16 protein-coding genes are annotated in these 23,019 nt (G+C 42.9%); 12 read left to right on the top strand and 4 right to left on the bottom strand.

The window, feature by feature from the left end; all coding sequences use genetic code 11:
- Nucleotides 1-49: 49 nt before the first annotated feature.
- From CWC03_RS03625 to CWC03_RS03615, 3 genes are all read right to left on the bottom strand, one after another.
- A complete protein-coding gene (locus CWC03_RS03625; RefSeq protein WP_138580614.1) occupies nt 50-853 on the bottom strand; it encodes a DUF1338 domain-containing protein in 804 nt (267 codons plus the stop codon).
- A gap of 76 nt (nt 854-929) precedes the next feature.
- Nucleotides 930-1,955 (bottom strand): arginine N-succinyltransferase, encoded by a 1,026-nt coding sequence (gene astA, locus CWC03_RS03620; RefSeq protein ID WP_138580613.1) that lies wholly within the window; start codon nt 1,953-1,955, stop codon nt 930-932.
- A 30-nt stretch (nt 1,956-1,985) separates the two neighbouring features.
- Nucleotides 1,986-3,191, bottom strand: a complete 1,206-nt coding sequence (locus CWC03_RS03615; RefSeq protein ID WP_138580612.1) for an aspartate aminotransferase family protein — start codon at nt 3,189-3,191, stop codon at nt 1,986-1,988.
- A 184-nt stretch (nt 3,192-3,375) separates the two neighbouring features.
- Here CWC03_RS03615 and CWC03_RS03610 point away from each other — a divergent pair, with 184 nt between their 5' ends.
- Nucleotides 3,376-3,804 carry an Lrp/AsnC family transcriptional regulator gene (locus tag CWC03_RS03610; RefSeq protein ID WP_010372995.1) on the top strand — a complete coding sequence of 143 codons (429 nt, stop codon included), beginning with the start codon at nt 3,376-3,378 and terminating at the stop codon, nt 3,802-3,804.
- A gap of 129 nt (nt 3,805-3,933) precedes the next feature.
- Here the strand turns inward: CWC03_RS03610 and CWC03_RS03605 are convergent, their stop codons facing one another.
- Nucleotides 3,934-5,835: a putative bifunctional diguanylate cyclase/phosphodiesterase gene (locus CWC03_RS03605; RefSeq protein WP_138580611.1), complete on the bottom strand. Its 1,902-nt coding sequence runs from the start codon at nt 5,833-5,835 to the stop codon at nt 3,934-3,936.
- 568 nt (nt 5,836-6,403) lie between these two features.
- On the opposite strand from CWC03_RS03605, the gene CWC03_RS03600 reads away from it, so the two are divergent.
- The 11 genes from CWC03_RS03600 to rluF all read left to right on the top strand — a co-directional run bounded on the left by CWC03_RS03600 (nt 6,404) and on the right by rluF (nt 23,003).
- The gene (locus CWC03_RS03600; RefSeq protein WP_010372991.1) at nt 6,404-6,703 is read left to right on the top strand and encodes an isoamylase early set domain-containing protein; all 300 of its coding nucleotides are present in this window, start codon (nt 6,404-6,406) and stop codon (nt 6,701-6,703) included.
- Between the two features lie 8 nt (nt 6,704-6,711).
- On the top strand, nt 6,712-8,691 hold the full coding sequence (gene malQ / locus CWC03_RS03595) for a 4-alpha-glucanotransferase (RefSeq protein WP_138580610.1): 1,980 nt from the start codon (nt 6,712-6,714) through the stop codon (nt 8,689-8,691).
- On the top strand, nt 8,692-10,932 hold the full coding sequence (glgB, locus tag CWC03_RS03590; protein ID WP_138580609.1) for a 1,4-alpha-glucan branching protein GlgB: 2,241 nt from the start codon (nt 8,692-8,694) through the stop codon (nt 10,930-10,932).
- On the top strand, nt 10,926-12,977 hold the full coding sequence (gene glgX / locus CWC03_RS03585) for a glycogen debranching protein GlgX (RefSeq protein ID WP_138580608.1): 2,052 nt from the start codon (nt 10,926-10,928) through the stop codon (nt 12,975-12,977). Before glgB ends, glgX begins: the two co-directional genes overlap by 7 nt.
- Nucleotides 12,970-15,453 (top strand): glycogen/starch/alpha-glucan phosphorylase, encoded by a 2,484-nt coding sequence (locus CWC03_RS03580; RefSeq protein WP_138580607.1) that lies wholly within the window; start codon nt 12,970-12,972, stop codon nt 15,451-15,453. The genes glgX and CWC03_RS03580 overlap by 8 nt, the downstream gene beginning before the upstream one ends.
- A 31-nt stretch (nt 15,454-15,484) precedes the next feature.
- The gene (gene glgC, locus CWC03_RS03575) at nt 15,485-16,759 is read left to right on the top strand and encodes a glucose-1-phosphate adenylyltransferase (RefSeq protein ID WP_138580606.1); all 1,275 of its coding nucleotides are present in this window, start codon (nt 15,485-15,487) and stop codon (nt 16,757-16,759) included.
- 16 nt (nt 16,760-16,775) lie between these two features.
- Complete coding sequence (locus CWC03_RS03570) at nt 16,776-18,314, top strand: glycogen synthase (protein WP_138580605.1); 1,539 nt, start codon at nt 16,776-16,778, stop codon at nt 18,312-18,314.
- A gap of 256 nt (nt 18,315-18,570) precedes the next feature.
- Nucleotides 18,571-19,788: an EAL and HDOD domain-containing protein gene (locus CWC03_RS03565; protein WP_010372977.1), complete on the top strand. Its 1,218-nt coding sequence runs from the start codon at nt 18,571-18,573 to the stop codon at nt 19,786-19,788.
- The gene (locus CWC03_RS03560) at nt 19,788-20,885 is read left to right on the top strand and encodes a DUF418 domain-containing protein (RefSeq protein ID WP_249313937.1); all 1,098 of its coding nucleotides are present in this window, start codon (nt 19,788-19,790) and stop codon (nt 20,883-20,885) included. Before CWC03_RS03565 ends, CWC03_RS03560 begins: the two co-directional genes overlap by 1 nt.
- Nucleotides 20,878-21,951 carry an ABC transporter substrate-binding protein gene (locus CWC03_RS03555; protein ID WP_138580604.1) on the top strand — a complete coding sequence of 358 codons (1,074 nt, stop codon included), beginning with the start codon at nt 20,878-20,880 and terminating at the stop codon, nt 21,949-21,951. The genes CWC03_RS03560 and CWC03_RS03555 overlap by 8 nt, the downstream gene beginning before the upstream one ends.
- A 65-nt stretch (nt 21,952-22,016) precedes the next feature.
- The gene (rluF, locus tag CWC03_RS03550) at nt 22,017-23,003 is read left to right on the top strand and encodes a 23S rRNA pseudouridine(2604) synthase RluF (protein ID WP_138580603.1); all 987 of its coding nucleotides are present in this window, start codon (nt 22,017-22,019) and stop codon (nt 23,001-23,003) included.
- Nucleotides 23,004-23,019: the final 16 nt, after the last annotated feature.

The raw sequence follows: 23,019 nt of genomic DNA, 5'->3' as shown, positions 1-23,019 counted from the left end.
CTTTACAATTTGGGCAGAGTGCTTAGGCAAGCACTGATTTTAAACGCGATTATCTTGCGTTAGTACTTTCAAAGATTTTGTCAGCAGAAGCTGCAACAAAACCAGTATAGATCTCGCCGTCAGGCTTGGCATAACGCAGAGCAAACTCATAGAAGCAGCTTGGAATGCTAAATTCACCGTCATTAAACTGCACGTTTTGGTGATCAGCAAGCGTTGAAGATTGTTCTAGTAACACTTCTGGAGAGCCTTTGATCTCGCCACCTGATGTGTTTAGTTCAAAACCATTGTCTTTAAGTGCTTGGTTTACGGCTTCAATTGTAGTGAAGTTCTTCAGGTAATTGATGCTTACGGTAAAGTGGTTAGCGCGGTAACCCCACGCTGACATCCATGCAGCGTATTCGCTTTCAGCCAGTAGCTTTTTGTATGTCTCGTGAGAAACGCGCCAGTGGGTGCCAGAATACAGGAAGTTTTCAGCTGTTACTGCAGACTCGTCGATTTGCTCAACCATGTCTTTAACGATTGTTTGTAATTCTTCTGAACATTTTTCAACTAGCAGCTCAGAGATAAATACCTTTGGTTTAGTTGGATCTTGATGTTCATAGTGCTTGGCATATAGCTTTTTCGCTTCAAAGTGATATTCGCCACACTCTGTATAACCCACAGCTTTAAAATGTGCAGCGAGCTTTTCTAGGCCCACTTTTTCAATATTAAAGGTACGCAATGCGATGTGGTCATTGATCACGTCGTCTTTTTGCGTTGAGCCGAGAAGTTCATGAACTTTAACTGCAGAAGGCGTTACTTCTAGGTAGTTGTCCCACAGGTGTTCAAATAGTGTATCTACGTTGTTGTGCATAATGGTTTCCTAATTTTTTGTCTTGGTGACAGCTTGTTAAATTTTATACCAATTGGTATCAGCACGACATTGAAATCTATAGTTTAAATGCGCTGATCAGTTCACCTTGAGTGACATCAAGCGCATTGGCTACCTCTGCGGTCAGCTGAATTTTTTCTTCTGCTTCGCACAGATAAGCCTGATCGGTAAACGTGGCTTTAAATGCGTCTAGTCGACCATTTGAAATAGCAAGACTAGGGAGCTTGTCAGGTAGTGAAGCGACTATTTCAACTTCGCCTTTAAACGACTCTCTAACCGTTCTAATGTTTTCTAGTTTGGCTTCCACCGTTGGGCCTGCGTCGAACAAGTCAACATAGCCACGGTGCTCAAACCCCTCTTTTTGTAACAAACGCAAAGCAGGCTTGGTCTTCTCATGCACTTTACCTATCACGGCTTGTGCTTCTGGACTTAGTAGGTTTGCATAGATGGGATACTTGGGCATAAGTTCACAAATAAAAACTTTGTCCCCGAGACCGACCAAGTGATCTGCTTGCGGAAATTCGATGCTAAAAAAGTGCTCTTGTAACCACTGCCAAAATGGTGAGTGACCATATTCGTCACTTACACCACGCATTTCTGCAATAACGGTATCGCTAAAGCGTTCTGCATGTTCTGCCATAAATAAGAAGCGACTTCTTGAAAGAAAGCGACCAGCTAACCCTTGGCGATGACCTTCACGTAAAAATAGTGTGCAGATCTCAGAGCTTCCGGTGTAGTCGTTACACATCGACAGAATATCAACGGTATTATAGACACCCAACGTTCTAGAGTGATGTACTGTTTTACCAAGATGATAGTGATATAAAGGCACAGACATACCTACCGCAGCTTCAATCGCAGTGGTGCCTATAATTTCGCCCGTTTGTGTGTCTTCAAGGACGAACAAATAGCCTTCGTCGTATGGTTTTGACACTGACTTTGCAAAGCTTTCAACTGAGCGGTTAATTTTATTAGACAACAATTCGTCATCTACTGGCAGTGAGGTAAACCCATGGCCAGATTCAACCGCAATGGTTTTTAGCGCGTCGAAGTCAGTTTTTTGTATTGGTCTTAATACTAACATGAGAAAGAGGAGACCGAGGTCCCCAGCTCCTTAGCCGTTTACTACTGCAGCAACCGCTTGTTCAAAGCGTGCAAGGCCTTCTTGGATCTCTTCATCAGTGATCACAAGAGAAGGTGTAAAACGAACTACGTTAGTACCAGCAACTAATGACATTAAACCGTGCTCTGCACTTGCTACAAGAAAATCGCGTGCACGGCCTTCAAACTTGTCATTGAGCACTGCACCTAGAAGAAGACCTTTACCACGCACTTCAGAAAATACATTGTATTTGTCGTTAATAGCATTTAGACCATCTCTGAATACTTGCTCTTTGGCTTTTACGCCAGCTAATACTGATTCTGTATTTACAGTGTCAAATGCAGCTTCTGCTACCGCGCAGGCTAGTGGATTACCGCCATAAGTTGAGCCATGAGTGCCGACTTTAAGGTGAGCTGCAATTTCAGTGGTGGTAAGCATAGCGCCAATCGGGAAACCACCGCCTAGTGCTTTTGCGCTAGTTAGGATATCAGGTGTTACACCTAGTCCTTGATAAGCATATAGATCACCAGTTCGGCCAACACCCGTTTGTACTTCATCAAAAATAAGTAGCGCGTTGTGCTTATCACATAGTTCGCGCACAGCTTGCACAAACTCAGCATTTGGAGAAATGATCCCGCCTTCACCTTGAAGCGGCTCCATCATGACTGCGCAAGTGTTGTCTGAGATTGTTTTTTCAAATGCAGCTAAATCGTTATAGTCGATATGCGTGATATCAGCAGGTTTTGGACCAAAACCATCAGAATAGGCTGCTTGACCACCAACCGTTACCGTGAAGAAAGTACGACCATGGAAGCCTTTGTTGAATGCGATAATTTGTGTTTTCTCTGCACCAAATTTATCCAGCGCCCAACGACGCGCAAGTTTAAGAGCGGCCTCGTTTGCTTCGGCGCCAGAGTTTGCGAAATAGACTTTTTCTGCGAATGTTGCATCAGTTAACTTTTTAGCAAGGCGAAGCGCCGGCTCGTTGGTCATCACGTTTGATAGATGCCAAATTTTTTCGCCTTGGTCTTTAAGTGCAGAAACAAGCGCTGGGTGACAATGGCCTAAACAGTTCACGGCGATACCGCCTGCAAAATCGATGAACTCTTTACCTGTCTGATCCCATACGCGAGAACCTTCACCTTTAACTGGAATAACTGCTGACGGGTTGTAGTTTGGAACCATGACTTCATCGAATAATTCGCGATTTGCTTGCATGACGCTTTCTCCTAAATTGTTATCATTGTGCGGTATTACTGTCGGGCAGAAGCTGATTACTTGTTGTTCTGCTCACAGCCAACTTGCTATTTCTTCATTATTACGCGCTTTTGTAATAATTTGCAGTGCAATAATTCACATATTTGCTATCATTTATGTCAAATTAACATGATTAAATTGCAAAATGATTAGTTCACAAGACGAAAAGCTCATTGCACTGTTGCGTAATAACGCACGAGAGAGCATCTCTGAGTTGGCACGTAAGTTAGATCTTTCCAGAACCACGGTACAAAATCGTATCGCAAAATTAGAGCAAAATGGCGTAATTAAAGGCTATCGCGTGGAGTTCGCGGAGCAGTATATGGACGATTTAGTATCGGCACACGTTTCTATTAAGGTAAAACAAAAACTCACTACAAAGGCGAATTTAGCATTGCAGCAGTTGCCAAATGTTTCAGCACTTTATGCCATTAGTGGGGAATATGACTTGATTGCTATTGTTGAAGCACAGAGTTTGGAGCAGTTGAGTCATCTGCTAGATGAAATTGGTAATTTAGAAGGGATTGAGCGTACCAACTCGTCGGTTATTTTAGAAACCAAATTTAAGCGATAAATAACCTTACTGTGTCTGGATAAATACTTTGAGCGCTCGTCACGACTTACCAAGTGCTCCGCGTTTAGCATAATAGATTGCCTAGCCTGGAAGATGCTGTGTAGCTAACTTTTTTCGCTTAACAGTGAGCTACCCAACTTGTTCTGGTAACCAAATGCTGGTGCCGGTCGCTGCAATATGATTCACATTGCCATTTAACACTTTGCTACCCACATTATTTGAGCTTTCAGGCCGGCTAACCAAATATCCCTGTACACAACTGATCCCTAAGCTTTTAACTAGCTCAAATTGTTCTGTTTGTTCAACGCCTTCGGCAACAATTTTTAATTCTAACTGCTGTCCAAGTTCGCTGATGGAGTTGAGGATCTTACGATATTTAGGATTACTGTTGGCTTGAGTGATAAACAGTTTATCGATTTTTATCACATCTATAGGTAAATCGGCGAGGGTGCTTAGTGAGCTAAAACCTGTGCCAAAGTCGTCAATCGCGACACTTATTCCTGCATCTCGGCATTGTTGCAATTGTGAAATCGTTTCATTACTGGCCTTGATAAGAGTAGATTCCGTGATCTCCAACATCAAAGCGGTGGCTGGTAAGCCGGTTTTTTCTAGGGCAGCATTCACCCATTCAAAGACCTTTCTGTGCTTTAATTGTATTCCAGAAACATTAACTGAGATTTTTACCTTTTTCATCCCTGCATTATGCCAAGCACACATTTGCCTACACGACTCAAGTAAGATCCAATCACCAAGCTCTAAAATTAAATTAGATTCCTCTGCAATTGGAATAAACTCTGCTGGTGGAATTTGCCCTTCTATTGGGTGATTCCAACGAATAAGTGCCTCAAAATAGTCAATAGCACAATCTTCAACATGTACTATCGGTTGGAATGACAGATAAAAGCTTTGCGCAGAGATAGCGAGTCGTAACTCTTCTAAGAGGTAGTGATAACGGCGCATTTTCGACCCCATTTCGGGGGAGTAAACTTTAAAAATCCCACGTCCATCTGTTTTTGCTCTGTACATGGCAACATCAGCCATCTGTAGTAACGAGTTCGGAGTTGCGGCGCTATCTGGATATACTGCGATGCCGATACTTGCTCCAATTTTGACAAGTTTATTGCCAAGCAAGAAGTCACGCTCTATATCACTTAGAATGGACTGTGCGATTTCTGTGCATAAACTCGGAGCGCTTAATTTGGGAATAAATAGCGAAAATTCATCGCCGCCGAGTCTTGAAAGGTTTTGTTCAAGGCCATGAATGGGGTGGCAATCTTCTAAACCATATTGGCGAACCACTTTTGAGAGCCTAGCGGCAACTTGGATCAAAATTTCGTCGCCAAAACTGTGGCCAAAGGAATCATTAACTTGTTTAAACCCGTCCAAATCAATAAATAACAGGCCACATTTTTGCTGTGACAACTCAGCTTGCTTTAACTTTGCCTCGATATGGTCAATATAGGCATGTCTATCTATAAGTTTAGTGAGCTTGTCTTGAAAAATTTGAGACTCTGAATGGCGTTGTACGCGAGCAAGATGGCTAGACAAATCGTGGATCGCATGGCTGAGCTTGGCAAGAGAAGACTTATGATGTAGTTGGGCACTATCAACCTCTAAACGCGTCAATATTCCTCTAACATCATTATTCACCTCACTGATATCTTCATCTTGATTACGATAGCGGCGCTCTGATTTAAAAAGATACGCAACAATCGCGAGTAAAGTTGCAATTGAAATGAGAGTGATGGGTGAAGTAAACACGGCATACCAAACCGTATTTACATCCAGATATGTAGGCGTTCCGAGCGTTGATTCGACTACAACATAGGTGGAATTACCTTTTGCAGCAAAGCTCAAACCGTGCAGTAGTGGAGAGTACCAAGGTGATACCAGTGATGTTGTAAGATGCTCAGTTGCCGAGGTTGTAGCGAGCAGTTCAAACACATGGGCCTTAAAAGACAGGTGCAGCAATATGACAACAAATAATGTGCCCAGAAGTAGGGTACTTGTTAGTCTTATTGCGTTTGGCATGAATAGGCTTTCCTTAGTAATTCAGACTCTTGCGTATTATTCAGTAATAACACATAGATGAAGTATTTATTATAAAAAATGTAATCTGAAATTATAGCTGCTAACCTAGTTTTTTACACACTTTAGCATTCAGTTGCAAACCTCATAGCGCAAAAGTACTAAAAACTTCACTTTGTAGACCGCTTTATATGAGCAGGATCAATTATTAGTTAAATTCACTTTACATGATAACCATTCTTAACTAGCTTTCTTGTTGACTCTTAATGTGATTGGCTCAGTGATTGCAAGGAACCTGTAGCAAACTGAAATCACTGCTTATCTGATTTAGATTGCGCCAAAGCGGTGCAAAATTGCACCAAATTTGTACTGTCATACAAACTCAATATTTGTTTGCTGTACTTAGGGTTGTTGATTTTTAAAGCGATCGGTGAGTTGCCATCTAATTGGCAATTTAATTTCAATTAAATCTCAATATGCTCGACATAAATTGTACACAGTTACCAGTCGTTTGCAGTATTAGCGTACGTCACTGTGAAATAAGGACTCACAAAAGGTAAACGGGGGTTATATGCTCACTAAACGGTTTTTCAAAACAAAAGACGAAGCAGAAATTACATTTTCATTTTCACACCCAGAAGCGAAAACGGTGGAACTTGCTGGTGATTTTAATGATTGGCAACCTGAGCCGATGAAATTCATCAAAAAAGACAGTGCGTTTAAGCTTAAACACCGTTTACCAACCGACAAAGATTACCACTTCAGGTATTTGATTGATGGCGAAGTATGGGACAATGATCATCAAGCGGATGATTATGTGCCAAATGGCTTTGGAGAAGACAACAGTGTTGTGTCCACAGCGAGAGCGTAACATTATAAATGGACAACATTGCTCAGCTTCTCTATCTCTATGGTATTGGTTATGAGTACCATAAATACACCGGTGATCATGTGGTATTTGATCACCAAACTCGCCTACAGGCATTGCAGGAGTGCGGTGTTGATGTCAGTAATCCAGACGAAATAGACAGGCTCAACTTTGAGTTGGATATTGCCAAATGGCTCACGCCAGTTGAAGCCATTACTTTGGTTTGCAAAGAGACGCCAACTATTACGATAAGAGTGGATGCTGGCCTGCAAATTAACGAATTATCTGTGTCGATCCCCACATTGGGTTATTGCTGTGTTTGCGATCCAAACAAGCAAGTAGTGACTGGCGATTACCGCTATCAAAATACACGTTATGTTCAACTTGAAGTGCCAATAAACGCGATTGAAGTCGGTTATCATAGCGCAGAGGTAATGTTAAATGGTGCGCGGTTTGAGACTGAGCTTTGGGTGACGCCTAGACAGTGTTATGACCCGATTGAACAACATAAAAAGCTCCTTGGACTGTCTATTCAGCTATATTCGTTAAAGCCTGCTGGCAACAAGCTAAGTGCGGATTTTTATGAGCTAAAGCAATTAGTTGAGGCTAGCGCAGCTGAAGGGCTTGACTATATTTTGTTAAACCCACTGCATTTATTGTTTGTTGATGAGCCAGAGAAAGCAAGTCCGTACAGCCCAAATGACCGTCGCCTACTGCACCCTTTTTACATTTCTATCGAGCTTTTGTGTGAACAATTTGGCTTAGATGTGAGTGTGTTTACCGACTATTTAGACGGCTCAAAGGCTAACTTGAACGCGGCATATCTTGATATGACTCACTGTATGGAAAGCAAGCTTAACGCGTTACGTTTTGCGTGGCAGTTATTGTGTGACCAAACTGGAGCGTGGCGTGCTGACTTTGCTCGATTTTGCCAAGCTAAGCAGCAAGAGCTTAAGGCATTTGAGGACGATGACTTTGCCAAGTTTTTGCAATGGCTTGCGTTTGAGCAATTAACGCTATGCCAATCTTTGGCACTGAATGCTGGTATGGCCGTAGGTTTAATCAATGACTTAGCCGTAGGTTGTGCTGACGGCTCAAGTGAATACAACAGCAATAAAAATTTGTATGCCGACCATGCTCGTGTGGGCGCACCTCCGGACCCTTGGGCTGAGCTCGGTCAAAACTGGGGGTTACCAACGTTAAACCCAGTTAAGTTAAAAGCGCAGCGCTTTGCATTCTTTAAACAATTGATCCAAGCAAACATTACCGGTGTTGGGGCATTAAGAATTGACCATGTGATGGGCCTAAGAAGGTTGTGGTGGTGCTTTTATCAAGATCAACAGCAAACAGGTTGCTATGTATATTATCCATTTGAGTACCTTTTAGCGATCCTCAAAATTGAGTCTGTCAAACATCAAGTAATGATCATTGGTGAAGACTTAGGGGTTGTTCCAATCGAAATCAAAGAAGCAATGTCTGAGTCTCATATATACAGCAATATTCTTTTTTATTTCGAGAAGGATTATCACGGTCAGTTTTTAGCACCCATGCACTATAAGCACAATGCGTTACTCATGGTTGCGAACCATGACGTCCCGCCATTTTTTGGCTGGTGGAGCCATGATGACCTTAGGTTGAAGCGTGAATATCAATTATTGAGCGAACCCCAACTAACGAAAGCGGATGAAGAGCGAACATCCGAGCGAGAGAAGCTTTGTCATTGGCTTAGTCGCTTTGGTGAGGTGAGTGTTAGCCTTGCGAGCGAAGCCCGTGATGTGTATCAGTCGCTTATCAATGTGCTCGCCAAGTCGCCGGCAAAAATGCTGACAATTCAGTTTGATGACCTCGATGAACAGAAGTTACCAGTGAACATTCCTGGTACTGACCAAGAGTATCCAAACTGGAGAAGGCGACTTAATCAGACATCAGCGGAAATTATTGCAAGATCTCGGCCGCTGATCCGAGATGCAATAACCAGCAGGAAAGAATAGATGAATACAAGAGCAAAAATAGAAGACGCCCAAGTAGATGACTACATCAGTCAATTAGCTGCTTTGGAAGCCGGTAAGTGTCGTGACCCATTTGCCTTCCTAGGACTACACCAGCTAGATGCGAAGCGCTCAGTCGTGCGCTGTTTTATTCCAGGTGCGACAGAAGTTAACGTACTTACCAACAATAGTAGCTATGCGCTTGAACGGTTTCGCAAAAGTGCGCTATTCACATTAGATTTTAGAGCGGATGACATCAGCAAAGATTACCTGCTTGAAGTGCACTACCCAGAGCATACCGTCACTGGGAGGGATGTATATAGTTTTGATAGTTGCTTGGCTGATGATGCCTTGTACTTATTTAATGAAGGAACACAAGCTCAAGCTTATTTGCATTTAGGTGCACATCAAGTAGAAATAGAGGGTGTAATTGGGTTTCGATTTGGTGTTTGGGCGCCAAATGCGTTGTCTGTTTCTGTGATAGGTGAGTTTAATCATTGGCAGGCCGTTCAGCATCCAATGCGATTACATCCAGCCAGTGGTGTATGGGAGCTTTTTATTCCGGCACTGGAGGTTGACTGCTGCTATAAATTTGCAATCACCACATTTGAGGGGGAACGCATAGAAAAGGCTGACCCCTTTGCATTTAAAATGGAACAAGCGCCGGGTACGGCGAGTATAACTCAGGCTCGACCAGCGGCTTTCACATTGAGCCAAGCTTACCATGATAAAAAGGCGCTGCGCAATAAAGTCAATGCACCCATTAGTATTTATGAAGTGCATTTGGGCTCGTGGAAGCGCCGAGAGGAAGACGGTAATCGCTATCTCACGTATCGAGAATTAGCGGATGACCTTATCCCTTATGTAAAGGCACTGGGATTTACCCATTTGCAACTGATGCCTATCAGTGAATATCCTTTTGATGGCTCCTGGGGTTATCAACCAGTGGGGTTATTCTCGCCAACCAGTCGCTTTGGTGGCGTGGAGGATTTTGCTTACTTTGTTGAGTGCTGTCATCGTGAAGACCTCGGATTACTTATCGACTGGGTACCGGGACATTTCCCATCAGATCCTCATGGTTTACATAAATTTGATGGTACGCATTTATTTGAACATGCTGATAAGCGGCAAGGATTTCACCCAGATTGGAATACCTATATTTTTAACTACGACCGCGCTGAAGTAAAAAGCTTTTTGCTGTCGAATGCGATGTATTGGATAAAAGAATACGCCATCGATGGTTTACGAGTTGATGCCGTGGCATCGATGCTTTATTTGGATTACAGCCGTAAACATGGGGAATGGGTGCCAAATCAATATGGCGGCCGCGAAAACCTAGGTGCAATAGAATGCCTCAAATCAGTCAATACCAAATGTTATGGTGTTGACGAAGGTATAATGATGGTCGCTGAAGAATCCACAGCTTGGCCCGGTGTTACCCGCAGTGTTGAACACGATGGTTTGGGTTTTGGTTATAAGTGGAATATGGGGTGGATGAATGACACGCTAAACTATATGTCCAAAGACCCAATTCATCGCAAGTACCATCACCATGAAATGACCTTTTCGATGGTGTATGCCTATTCTGAAAATTACATCTTGCCATTAAGTCACGATGAAGTGGTACATGGCAAAGGTGCGCTACTGAGCAAAATGCCAGGAGACGATTGGCAGCAATTCGCTAATTTACGTGCCTACTATGGCTTTATGTTTGCCCACCCAGGTAAAAAGTTGCTGTTCATGGGCGCTGAACTTGCCCCCCGAGAGGAGTGGGATCATAACCAACAACTCAACTGGAAGTTGCTTGAAAGTGAAGCGCACCAAGGCGTGTATGAGTGTGTCAAAGCGCTCAATACGATTTATAAATCAACGCCGCAACTATTCGAGTGCGATAACAAATCAACAGGGTTTAATTGGATTGATGGGGGGAATGCTGGGCAAAGCATATTTAGTTTTGTACGCTACGGACAAGATGGTGTTACACCGCTGGTGGTGATCGCAAACTTTACGCCACAAACTCATTTCCAATTCCGCTTAGGCGTGCCATCAGCGGGTGTGTATCAAGTTATCTTAAACACGGATGACAAAGCGTTTTGGGGGAGTGGCGTTGGAGTCGTTGCACATAAACAACAACTCATTGAATCGAAAAACATAGCAAGCCATGGCCTTGAGCAAAGTATCGATATAACAGTTCCGCCTTTGGCAACCGTGTATTTGCAGCTGATCTCTGGTGGCGCATGCTAACCAGTTATCGCGGCGATCATCAATTGCTGGGTGCAACGGCCAGTGATAAAGGTGTTAACTTTTGTGTTTATGCACCGAAAGCGAAACGTGTAACCTTGTGTCTGTTCGACAAAAGCGGCCATAGCGAAGTGAATCGGGTAGGGATGTTTCGGCATGAAGGCGGAAATTGGTCATTGTTTATTGAAGGAGCAAAAGTCGGAGACTTATATGGCTATCGGGTAGACGGGGAGTATAGCGCGGAAAAAGGGCTACTTTTCAATGCTAATAAGTTACTCTTAGACCCATATTGCCGCGACTTTTTCGGCGAATTTACTTGGAGTGAACGGCATTTTTGTCATTTGCCAGTAGGCCATTTAAACCCTTCTGATAACGCCTGTGATATGCCAAAGAGCAAAGTGACGGCGATTGAGAAGTATCAAGGGAAGCGACCCAAGACGCCGTGGAGTAAAACGGTGATCTATGAATGTCATGTTAAAGGGGCAACTGTTAGGCACCCAGATATTCCAAGTAAACACCAAGGAAAATACTTAGGGATTGCTGAACAAACCTTTATCGATCACCTCAAGCATATTGGTGTTACTGCGATTGAGCTGCTACCTGTGCATGCGTTTATCAATGAGCAATTTCTTACGACCAAAGGACTAAAAAATTACTGGGGGTATAACAGCCTCAACTTCTTTACGCCACACAAAAGTTATCTTGTTAACGACGACATCAACGAATTTAAGGTAATGGTAGAGCGGCTCCACCAAGCCGGTATAGAGGTTATTTTGGATGTAGTGTTTAATCATACTGCGGAAGGTGGTTTGGATGGCCCGACAATTAGCTTTAAAGGGTTTGATAACCTGACTTATTACAGCACCTTGCCGAGTAAACCGAATGTCTACATTAATGACACGGGTTGTGGAAACACAATGAATATCTCGAACCCAGTGGTATTAAGACTTGTCTTGGACAGTTTGCGCTATTGGGTAGAATACATGGGAGTGGACGGTTTTCGTTTTGATTTGGCAACGATCCTTGCCCGTCAAGCCTCGGGATTTTCAAATCAACATGCGTTTTTGCAAGCGATCCATCAAGACCCGGTGCTTAGCAAAGTAAAACTGATCGCCGAGCCTTGGGATATTGGTCCTGGTGGGTATCAACTTGGACAATTTCCTTCTCCTTGGCGTGAGTGGAATGATAAATATCGAGATACTGTCAGGCGCTTTTGGCGTGGCGATGAGGGAGTATTGCCAGAGCTTGCGATGCGTATTCATGGCTCCAGTGATCTGTTTGAACATAACTTACGGGGTCCTTTGAACTCCATAAACTTTCTTACTAGTCATGACGGCTTCTCATTGTTTGATTGGACGGCTTACGAGCATAAACATAATGAAGCAAACGGTGAGGCAAATAGAGACGGCCACAGTGAAAACTTTTCATTTAATTGTGGGGTAGAAGGGTTCAGTGCCGACCCTCAAATCAATGAATTGCGTCTTAGTATGCAGAAAAATGCATTACTCACTTTGTTTTTATCCAAAGGGATCCCGATGATTTGTGCGGGTACTGAAATGGCACATACGCAAAATGGCAACAATAATGCCTACTGCCAAGATAACTGCACTAGCTGGCTGGCATGGAAAAACCACCAGCAACACCATACTTTAACCTTTTTTATCCAAGATTTGCTCGTGCTCCGTAAACAATTTGCCGCCTTTTCTCACTCATTTTATGTCCATGACAGTGACAGTCGTTTTGCGGTGAATTGGTTTAATGAACAAGCAAAGCCGTTATCGCCCGAACAATGGCGAGAGCCATGCCGTAAATGGTTGAGTTACACCATCACCGATCAGCAGTTAGGGCAAAGCTTGTTGATAATACTGAACGCCAGTGAGAATGCGCTGCAAATAAAGCTGCCACTTAGTGCATTTTCATCTCATTGGCAGCAAGCAATTACCACCGCGGTTGAGCCGCAAAGACGAGAGTTAGACTCTTATTTACAGGTTCCAGCTAAGTCAGCATGGATATTTACATCAATCAAAGGGGATGAAAAGCATGGCTAATAAAAGTGCGCCAGTATGTGTCGTGAAACATTGGCAAGATGCACCAAAGATAGATGAAAACACCTTGAGTGATGATTTAACTCGTCACTTTTACTACACCTTAGGTCGAGACAAAGTAGGAGAGTCGCGACTGTATTTGTACCATGCATTAGCCTTGACCATTCGTGACCGATTAGTTGCTCGCTGCCGTGCAACTAAAGAGCACATTAAGAGTAAAAAAACGCGCAAAGCAGCTTACCTTTCGTTGGAATTTTTAATGGGTAGAGCACTGTCTAATGCGGTGCTAAATCTCGACTTAGAAGAACAAGTTCAAGCGGCATTGCAAGAATACTGTACTGAGCTTGAAGAGGTCGCGCAGGCTGAGCATGACGCAGGTCTTGGCAATGGTGGTTTAGGCCGCCTTGCAGCATGTTTTTTGGATAGCTGTGCTTCATTAGCCCTTCCTGTTGTCGGTTACGGTTTGCGTTACGAATTTGGGATGTTTAACCAAACCTGTGAACAGGGTCATCAAGTAGAACAGCCAGATAACTGGCTCCGAGAAGGCCACCCTTGGGAACTTGCCGCACCAGAGCAAGCCCGGAGAGTTAAGTTTTTTGGTCATGTTGAAGTACATACCGACAAAAATGGTAGACAGCATCGTGAGTGGCTTGATACGCAAGATATACTCGCCGTGCCTTACGACGTCCCAGTCCCTGGATATCGTAATGAGGTGGTAAACACATTAAGGCTATGGAAATCAGAGGCAACCGATGAGTTTGACCTCAGCGAATTTAACGCCGGTAGTTATTCAGAAGCGGTGGCGAAAAAGAATCTCGCTGAGCAGATAACGATGGTGCTGTACCCCAACGATGCCAGTGAAAACGGTAAAGAGCTGAGACTAAGGCAGCAGTACTTTTTATCCAGCGCGAGTCTACAAGACGTGATCGCAACTTGGGTTGAGCAATACGGCGATGATTTTAGTGATTTTGCGGATTATCACGTATTCCAACTCAATGATACCCACCCAAGTATCGCCGTAGCTGAGCTAATGCGCATTTTATTAGACGATTACGAGCTGGAGTGGGATGCCGCATGGAAGATAACGACATCAACCATGGCATATACTAATCATACTTTATTACCCGAAGCATTAGAGCGCTGGTCTGTGAGTCTATTTGAGCGCTTGTTACCTAGATTGCTAGAAATTATCTATGAGATCAATGCCCGCTTTTTGTCGGAAGTAGCATTAAAATGGCCGGGTGATATCGAAAAGCAGCGTGCGCTGTCTCTCATAGAGGAGTCCAGTCACCCTCAAATTCGCATGGCGTACCTTGCGATTGTAGGTAGTTATTCTGTCAATGGCGTTGCGGCTTTACATACCGAGTTATTAAAAGCTGGCTTGTTTAACGATTTCTATCAACTTTGCCCTGAGAAGTTTAATAATAAAACGAATGGGGTGACGCCAAGGCGCTGGTTGTCGCATTGTAATCCAGAACTGGCACAATTGATTAGTGATAAAATTGGCGATGGATGGCAAGCTGATTTTTCTAAAATTAGTGAACTACGTCGTTTTTACGATAATCACGCCTTTCAAAAGCAGTGGTTAACAGTCAAACAAAACAACAAGCAGCGTCTTGCTGCGCTAATTGCTCATGAATGTCAGGTAGAGTTTGACCCAATTATGATGTTTGATGTTCAAGTGAAACGTATTCATGAATACAAGCGTCAACTACTTAATGTATTGCACGTTATCCATCTTTACGACCGGATCTGTCGTGGTGATGTGGCAGAGCTTGTTCCTCGTTGCGTACTGTTTGGAGGTAAGGCGGCACCAGGTTATTACATGGCGAAGAAAATCATTAAATTAATCAATAATGTTGCCAATGTTATCAACAATGACCCAGCAGCGAGGCCCTACCTTCGAGTGGCTTTCATGCCCAATTACAATGTCTCAAAAATGGAAGTGATTTGCCCTGCAACAGATTTATCAGAGCAGATCTCAACAGCTGGAAAAGAAGCGTCTGGTACTGGCAACATGAAGTTTATGATGAATGGCGCGATCACCATAGGTACCTTGGATGGCGCAAATATCGAAATACGAGAATGCGTTGGCGCAGACAACTTTTACTTATTTGGTGTAACCGCTGAACAAGCACAGCAAGTACGCCAAAATTATCAGCCCCTTAAGATAATAGAAAGCAACAATGACCTAAAACGCGTTATGGCTTTGCTCGAAAGTGGGCACTTTAACCTATTTGAGCCTAATATCTTTGATGACGTAATTAACTCAATTAAGAGTAGTACTGATCCTTGGTTAGTGGCACAAGATTTTCCCTCCTACGTTGAGAGTCAGGAACACGCGGCTCAGGCATATAAAGACAAGGAGCATTGGCTGCGCATGAGTATTCTCAATACCGCAGCCAGTGGAAAATTTTCTAGTGATAGAACAATTCAAGATTACAGCGATGATATTTGGCGCTTGAGCCCAATGCAGTAGTCACCGCAAAAAGTTATGGAGAGAAGAAATAATGCCTAATTATGCGAATCGTTATATTAGTACCCTCACTCGAGAAACATATGCTTTAATACTTGCGGGTGGAAGAGGTTCGCGCCTTCACGAGCTCACCAATTGGCGAGCGAAACCCGCTGTTTATTTTGGCGGCAAACATCGAATTATCGATTTCCCACTGTCTAACTGCATTAACTCAGGGATCCGTCGGGTTGGCATTGCTACCCAGTACAAGTCGCATTCGCTGATTCGCCATGTTAATCGTGCATGGGGACACTTTAAAAAGGAGCTGGGAGAATCTGTAGAGATATTGCCAGCATCACAGCGGTACGGTGACGAGTGGTACTGCGGCACAGCAGACGCAGTTTTCCAGAATATGGATATTATTCGTCATGAGCTGCCCAAGTACGTTATGATCTTATCGGGTGATCATGTCTACAGAATGGACTATGGTGGTTTACTTGCAAAGCATGTAGAAACGGGTGCCGATATGACCGTATGTTGTATCGAAGTGGCCTGTGAAGAAGCGGCAAAAACGTTTGGTGTAATGACCGTTGATGAAAGCAACCGGGTGCGTCGCTTTGATGAAAAGCCGGTAGATCCGACGTCAATCCCTGGAAAGCCAGGTGTATGTTTGGCATCTATGGGGAACTATGTGTTTAACACGGAGTTTTTATTCGAGCAGTTAAAAAAGGATGCGGAACGAGAAGGGTCGGGGCGTGACTTTGGTCATGATATTATTCCATCCATCATAGAAGAGCATAATGTGTATGCGTATCCATTTTGCGACCCGTCACACGAAGGGCAGCCGTATTGGCGAGATGTAGGTACACTGGATTCATTCTGGGAAGCAAATATGGAGTTGGTTTCTCCTGAACCCCAACTTGATCTCTATGATCCTCATTGGCCAATTTGGACTTATCAGGAACAATTACCACCGGCTAAATTTATATTTGATGATGATGATAGGCGCGGTATGGCCGTAGACTCTACGGTTTCTGGTGGCTGTATTATTTCTGGCTCCAAGGTTAAGCGTTCATTGCTGTTCTCCAATGTACACGTTCATTCGTATTGTGAAATTGAGGGGGCCGTGGTTTTACCCGGTGCCAAAATCGGGCGTAACTGCAAAATTAAAAATGCAATCATTGACCGCAGTTGTCACATACCAGAGGGGATGACAATTGGTTACGATACTGATTTAGACAAAGCGAACGGCTTTAGAGTATCGAATAAGGGGATCGTATTAGTGACCCGAGATATGCTCGCAGAGCTTGCGGAAAAACAAAAGAAATGATCCGTGTAGAGGTACTATGCATGTAATTTTAGTGGCAGCCGAAAATGATCGGTTGCCAAATTGTAAGGTAGGGGGCGTCGCTGATGTGATACGCGATGTGCCTTACGCATTGGCGCAGCTTGGCATTAAAGTATCGGTGGTCACGCCCGATTATGGCCAAGCTGCTTTAACTCGAAACTTAGTCGCTGATATTGCCGTCCCTTTTCGGCAACACCTAGAAACGGCGACTCTTTGGTCCGTTGAAGAAAGTAACAATGTCACCCAATATGTTATTTCACACTCGTTATTTAGTGAGCATCACGGTGCTATTTATTGTAATGATCCTCACCAGCCCTTTGCTACAGATGCAAATCGATTTGCGTTTTTCAGTGCGGCAGTTGCAGAACTTATTGAACATGAGTTGATAGCGGACATAGACGTTGTGCACCTACACGACTGGCATGCGGCTGTTGTTGCTGTATTACGCCAGTTTAGTCCAAGGTTTAAACGATTAAAAGCGCTAAAGACAGTTTATACAGTGCATAACCTCGCACTTCAGGGGATCCGGCCTTTTAACCATGATTTTTCTAGTCTTGAGTCTTGGTTTCCGACACTCACCTATGATGGACTCAGTATATGCGACCCTAAATATCCTCACTGTTTCAATCCTATGCGAGCTGCTATTAATCTTTCAGACAAAGTGCATGTTGTTTCTCCTAATTACGCCAAAGAAGTGATGATCCCAAGTCATCCAGAGCTTGGCTTTTTTGGTGGTGAAGGATTAGAAAGTGATATGCAACACGCTTCTCATGAAGGACGATTAGCAGGTATTTTAAACGGTTGTGTTTATGATGATGAGTCAGCTAGCGGCGAGAATCTAACTTTTGCTGACTATTTGGCGCTTGCTGAGCAGCATGTGTTTCAATGGATGGCAAAATCAAGCCAAGTATTATCTCGGTTTTACATTGCCCATCAACGCATACTCGCTTGGCGTGGCGAAGCCTTTGGCGGCAAGTTAATTACAAGTGTTGGTCGTCTTACCGATCAAAAAGCACTTATTTTAAGACAGCCTACCCAAGCCGGAGTGGTGCTCGATGACATCGCCAAAATAGCCAAGCACCGAGGAGCACGTATTGTGATTGTTGGCTCCGGTGACCCAAGTCTTGAGCAGCTCTTTACCGAAGTCATGGCACGCCATAGTAATGTCTTGTTTTTAAATGGTTATGGTAAAGCACTCGGTGAGCAATTGTACCCATTGGGTGATTTATTTTTAATGCCAAGCTCCTTTGAGCCTTGCGGTATTAGCCAAATGCTTGCGATGCGTGCTGGACAACCTTGTATCGTACATAAAGTGGGTGGGCTATCTGATACGGTAAAACACAATGAAACCGGCTATTGCTTTGAAGGAGAAACGCTCGCTGAGCAAGGTAGTCAGTTTATTGCGATTTTTGAACTAGCACTCGCTGATCTGGTAGGGGATAGCGATAAATATCAACAACTCAGGCAGCAAGCTCTTATGCAGCGCTTCGATTGGTCTGACGTTGCACAGAAATACTGCGAACAATTATATAGATAGCGAAAATGTAGATAAAAAACTTTCGCATCTGTGTTAAGTATTTAAAAATTGGCTCGGTTGTTAAACAAAAACTAGGTCAAAGGTATCAAAAGATAGCTCTGGCCTTTCTTTTTTATCATTTTGCATTATCTTTTAAGCTATTATTTTGATTCTTAATAGCTTAGGTTGATTTTCTTTATCATCATAAAGGGTTAAAATCTTAAAATTGCTAAACCAAAAGTGTGATTGCTCACTTTAGGTACAAAGGAGTTTTTGTTTGAAGGTTTTTGTGGCCCGCCAAGCCATATTTAATCGTAAAAAACAAGTTGTTGCATACGAATTGTTGTTTCGCGATGGTGTAAAAAATAGCTTTCCAAATATTGCAGATGATGCAGCGACAGCCAAGCTGATAATGAATAATCAACTTAACCTCGGCATGCGATATCTCACTTCGGGAAAGAAAGCGCTAATTAATATTGGTCCGGACTCGTTACGTCAGGAGCTGTGCGAGTTTCTCCCAGCAAATGATGTGATCTTGGAACTACTGGAGACTATTCCTCCAACAAAACAAAATTATGAGCGGATAAGAGGTTTATTTCACAGCAATTTTAGACTCGCGTTGGACGATTTTGAGTACTCAAAGGAATGGGAACCTTTCTTAAAGCTTGTAAGGTTGATTAAGTTCGACGTCATGGAGCATCCGCTGGACACCATAGTGCCAGTAATTGATATGATCAAAGAGCGTAAGAACATCAAACTACTTGCGGAAAAAGTTGAAACCGAAGAAGAGTTTGAGCAAGCTAAAAAGATGGGGTTTCAGTTTTTTCAAGGCTACTTCTTTGCAAAACCCAAGATGATTGAGCAAAAAGACATTACGATTAATTATGTGATTGTCATGCTCATTTATGAAGAAGCACTTAAACCAAATATGAGTATTACACGACTAGCTGAATTGTTTGCCCAAGACACTGCGCTTGCGTATAAACTGTTAAGGCTAATTAACTCCGGCGTATTTCCAATCAAAAGTCGTATCGAATCTTTAAAGCAAGCCTTGGTATATTTAGGAAACGAGCGTGTAAAAAAATTTGTAAACTTAATTATGACTGCCCACGTAGCTGAGGGAAAACCGACAGAATTAACACGCCTTTCTATCGTTCGTTCGCGATTTTGTGAGCTTATTGCGCAGCAAATTTCGCCGGGACTTGCCAATATGAGTTTTATGACAGGGTTATTTTCTCTGCTTGATGCCATTCTTGACAGGCCGATGGAGCAGGTTGTAAACAAGCTACCCTTTCCTGAGCAGCTCCATGATGCTTTGATAGGTAAACCCAACACGCTATATTATATTTTAAATATTGTCAGAGCCTATGAATCTGGAAGCTGGTGGACACTGCAGGACGCGTGCAGTTATCTAAACTATAAAGATGAAAATCTTCCCGATTTTCATGCTGCTGCGATAAACTGGGCTGATATGTATAAAAACCGTGTATATTGATGAATAGAATTATTGCGATGGATGCGATCAGAGGGGTCGCGTTGCTTGGTTTGCTTTCCATGAATATGGTACATATGGCTAATTTTGAGTTGGGCTATGTACCAGCCCAAACAGCCCACTACCTTGATCCGTTCTTTGCAATGGTTAATAGTATTTTTTTTGATGGTCGATTCAGAACCTTATTTGCAATGTTATTTGGAGCGGCGTTATGCATTCAGGTTGCAAAGACAGATGGTCATAGCCTTGCAAGACATCGACTAACATGGCTAATGGTCATTGGCGTGTTACACGGCGTGTTGATTTGGCCAGGAGATATTTTATTTAATTATGCGTTGAGTGGATTTGTCGCGCTGCGGTTTGTCAATGTGAGCGACAAAAAGTTAAACCGCTATGCGGTAGGGTTTCTTTTAGTTCCTTCTATTGCTATCAGTTTATTGCTGTTAATTGATCCAGAACCACAAATAAATAGAACTTCAGAAGTCTACCTCGAGTTTTTGCAGCAAATTCCAGCAAACTACTTAGAACTACTCACCCTTAATGGCCTTTACTTTGTCATTATCAGTTTACTCATTCCGGTAATTACTTTGTGGTACACCGCAGGGTTAATGCTACTCGGTATGCGCTTATATCGAAGTGGTATGTTTGATTTAGAGCGTACTGAACCCGTTCATAAAATTAACTTGTTTGCCGTTGTAGCTATTGTTTTGTCATTCGTCGGCTTTGTTCTTGAGCGTAAACTAGGCGTCGAGTTTTTTGAAGGGTTAGATTGGATCCTTGCAGTACCGGTTGCGTTGTTTTACGTCGTTGTAATTAAGGCTGCAATGCGAAGTGCACAAAATCAGCTTTGGAGTCTCCAATGTGCTGGGCGTCTAGCGCTTTCGTTTTATCTTCTTCAGTCAATTGTGTTTGTAAGTTATTTTTATTTTATAAACCCGAACGCTATCAGCACTTGGGATCGGGTGGATTATTTCTCGGCATTTGTAATTGCGTCTATAATTCAATTAGCCCTTGCGTCTATTTATTTTAAGTTGTTTAAGCAAGGCCCATTTGAGAAGTTATTGAAGATGCTGGTACTACGAAGAGCTCGATATGATTAAAAAAGTACTAATTGGGGTAGTGCTATGGATGGTGTGTTCTAATGTTGATGCTAAACAGTTTTTAAATGTCTTATTTGTGAACCCTTCTATGCCTGGGGAACCATTTTGGCAGCGCGTCCAAGGTATAACAGAGGCGGCAGCGGATCAGTTAGATATTAGATTAGATGTGATCTATGGAGAAGGAAACCGAATTATACAGCTCGCTGAACTTAAAAAATATTTAAGTTATCGTGCCACACCTGATTATGTCATCCTCATCAATTATCCTGGCGGTGCCGAAGAAAGTCTAAAGCTTTTGGAAAAATATGGGATCAATCATATTACTTTAGAAGAAACGATTTCTGGCCCAGAGAGGCTTGCGATAGGTAATCCAAAAGAACACTATAAGTACTGGCTTGGGGAAGTGCACCACGATAATGACCAAGCTGGTTACGATCTGGCAAAGCAACTATATCAACAGGCTAAAACTAACGGTCACGAGACGATTTATCCTATTGCTATCAATGGTCACTATGGTACAGAATCAGATATTAGAAGCAGCGGTGCAAAGCGTTTTTTTGATGAAGTTGGCGTGGTTGTTCAGCAAACTGTCTACGCCGGATGGTCAAAAGAACAAGCCTTTGATAAAGCTAAGAAGTTACTGACACGCTATCCGAAAACAAACCTTATTTGGTGTGCGTCAGATTTGATGGCGATGGGGGCTATCACCGCAGCGGCATCAAGTACGTCAAAAATTGTATTTGGTGGATTTGATTGGTTGTCGGATACTTTTGACCTTATTGAAAATAATGAGATGCAAGCTTCCGTTGGTGGACACTTTATGATGGGAGCTTGGGCGTTGATTTCGGTGTACGATCATTATTATGGGCATTCCTTTTGGAAGGATAATACTGAACTTGCGTTTGATCTAAGTGTGATCACTAAGGAAAATCTTGCTGATTATTATTGGATAAAGTCAGCGAAAAATTGGCGATCTATTGATTACAAGGCAATGAGCCTTAGAGGAAAACCTAAGGAGCAGTATCATTTTTCTCCTGAGCTATTAAGAAAAAGTTTGCAAAAGTAGAAATGCAGTAGTGTAAAGCGGTTGAAGCGATTACAATATGGGTTTTTACTCAAAGTGGTTGTATCGTGACAGAGCAAAAGCGCCTCAATAAATACATCAGTGAAACTGGATTCTGTAGTCGTCGAGAAGCTGATGACTTAATTGCCTCAGGCCGTGTCAAAGTAAATGGAATTCTACCAGAAATGGGCACTAAAGTGTCTGATGCTGACACTATCATCATTGATGGTAAGCCTCTGAAAGCAAAGCCAAAGGCTGTATTTATTGCTTATAATAAACCTGTTGGTGTAACTTGTACCACCGAGCGTAAAATCAGAAGCAATATTGTCAGTGCAATTAACTATCCTGAGCGTATTTTCCCTATTGGTCGTTTAGACCGTCCATCCGAAGGGTTAATTTTCTTGACCAACCAAGGCGATATGGTCAATAAAATCCTTCGCGCTGGCAATAACCATGAAAAAGAGTATGAGGTGGTGGTCGACAGACCTATTGATGAGCGCTTTGTAAAACGTATGTCCTCTGGTGTTCCAATCCTTGGCACCGTCACAAAGCCTTGTAAAGTTCGTAAAACCGGGGCTAAGTCATTTACCATTGTATTGACGCAAGGCTTAAATCGTCAAATTCGCAGAATGTGTGAATATCTAGGATTTGAAGTAACACACCTTAAACGTATTCGGATAATGAATATCGACCTTACCGGCCTTAGCTCTGGTAAGTGGCGTCACCTTAACGAAAACGAAATGCGAGCGATTAATCACGCCACAGAGTCATCGAGTAAAACGCAAGAGGCATCAGCGGGTGCCGGTGCAGGAAAACAGCATGACAAGCCTAGAAGTGAAGTTAGTGAGGTTGGTCGTCCGAAGCAAGATAGGCGAGCGCATAGCAGCAAAGACCGAACAACTGAACTCGACAAGCAAAATAGCGTTAAGCCGAAGGCAAGAACGCGAAATGGTGAACAAAATCACAGTCACATCAAACGTAAGTCAAACTCAAAGCACAATATTAAGCCTGCAAAAAGGGTTAAAGGTACTTTGTCCTTAAATAAGAATAAGTGACCTGAAGTTCGGATAA

The sequence above is a fragment of the Pseudoalteromonas sp. S2755 genome (assembly GCF_005886535.1).
Classification (GTDB): domain Bacteria; phylum Pseudomonadota; class Gammaproteobacteria; order Enterobacterales; family Alteromonadaceae; genus Pseudoalteromonas.
Note: the sequence above shows the minus strand (reverse complement) of the source record. Positions and strands in the feature narration are given on the sequence as shown.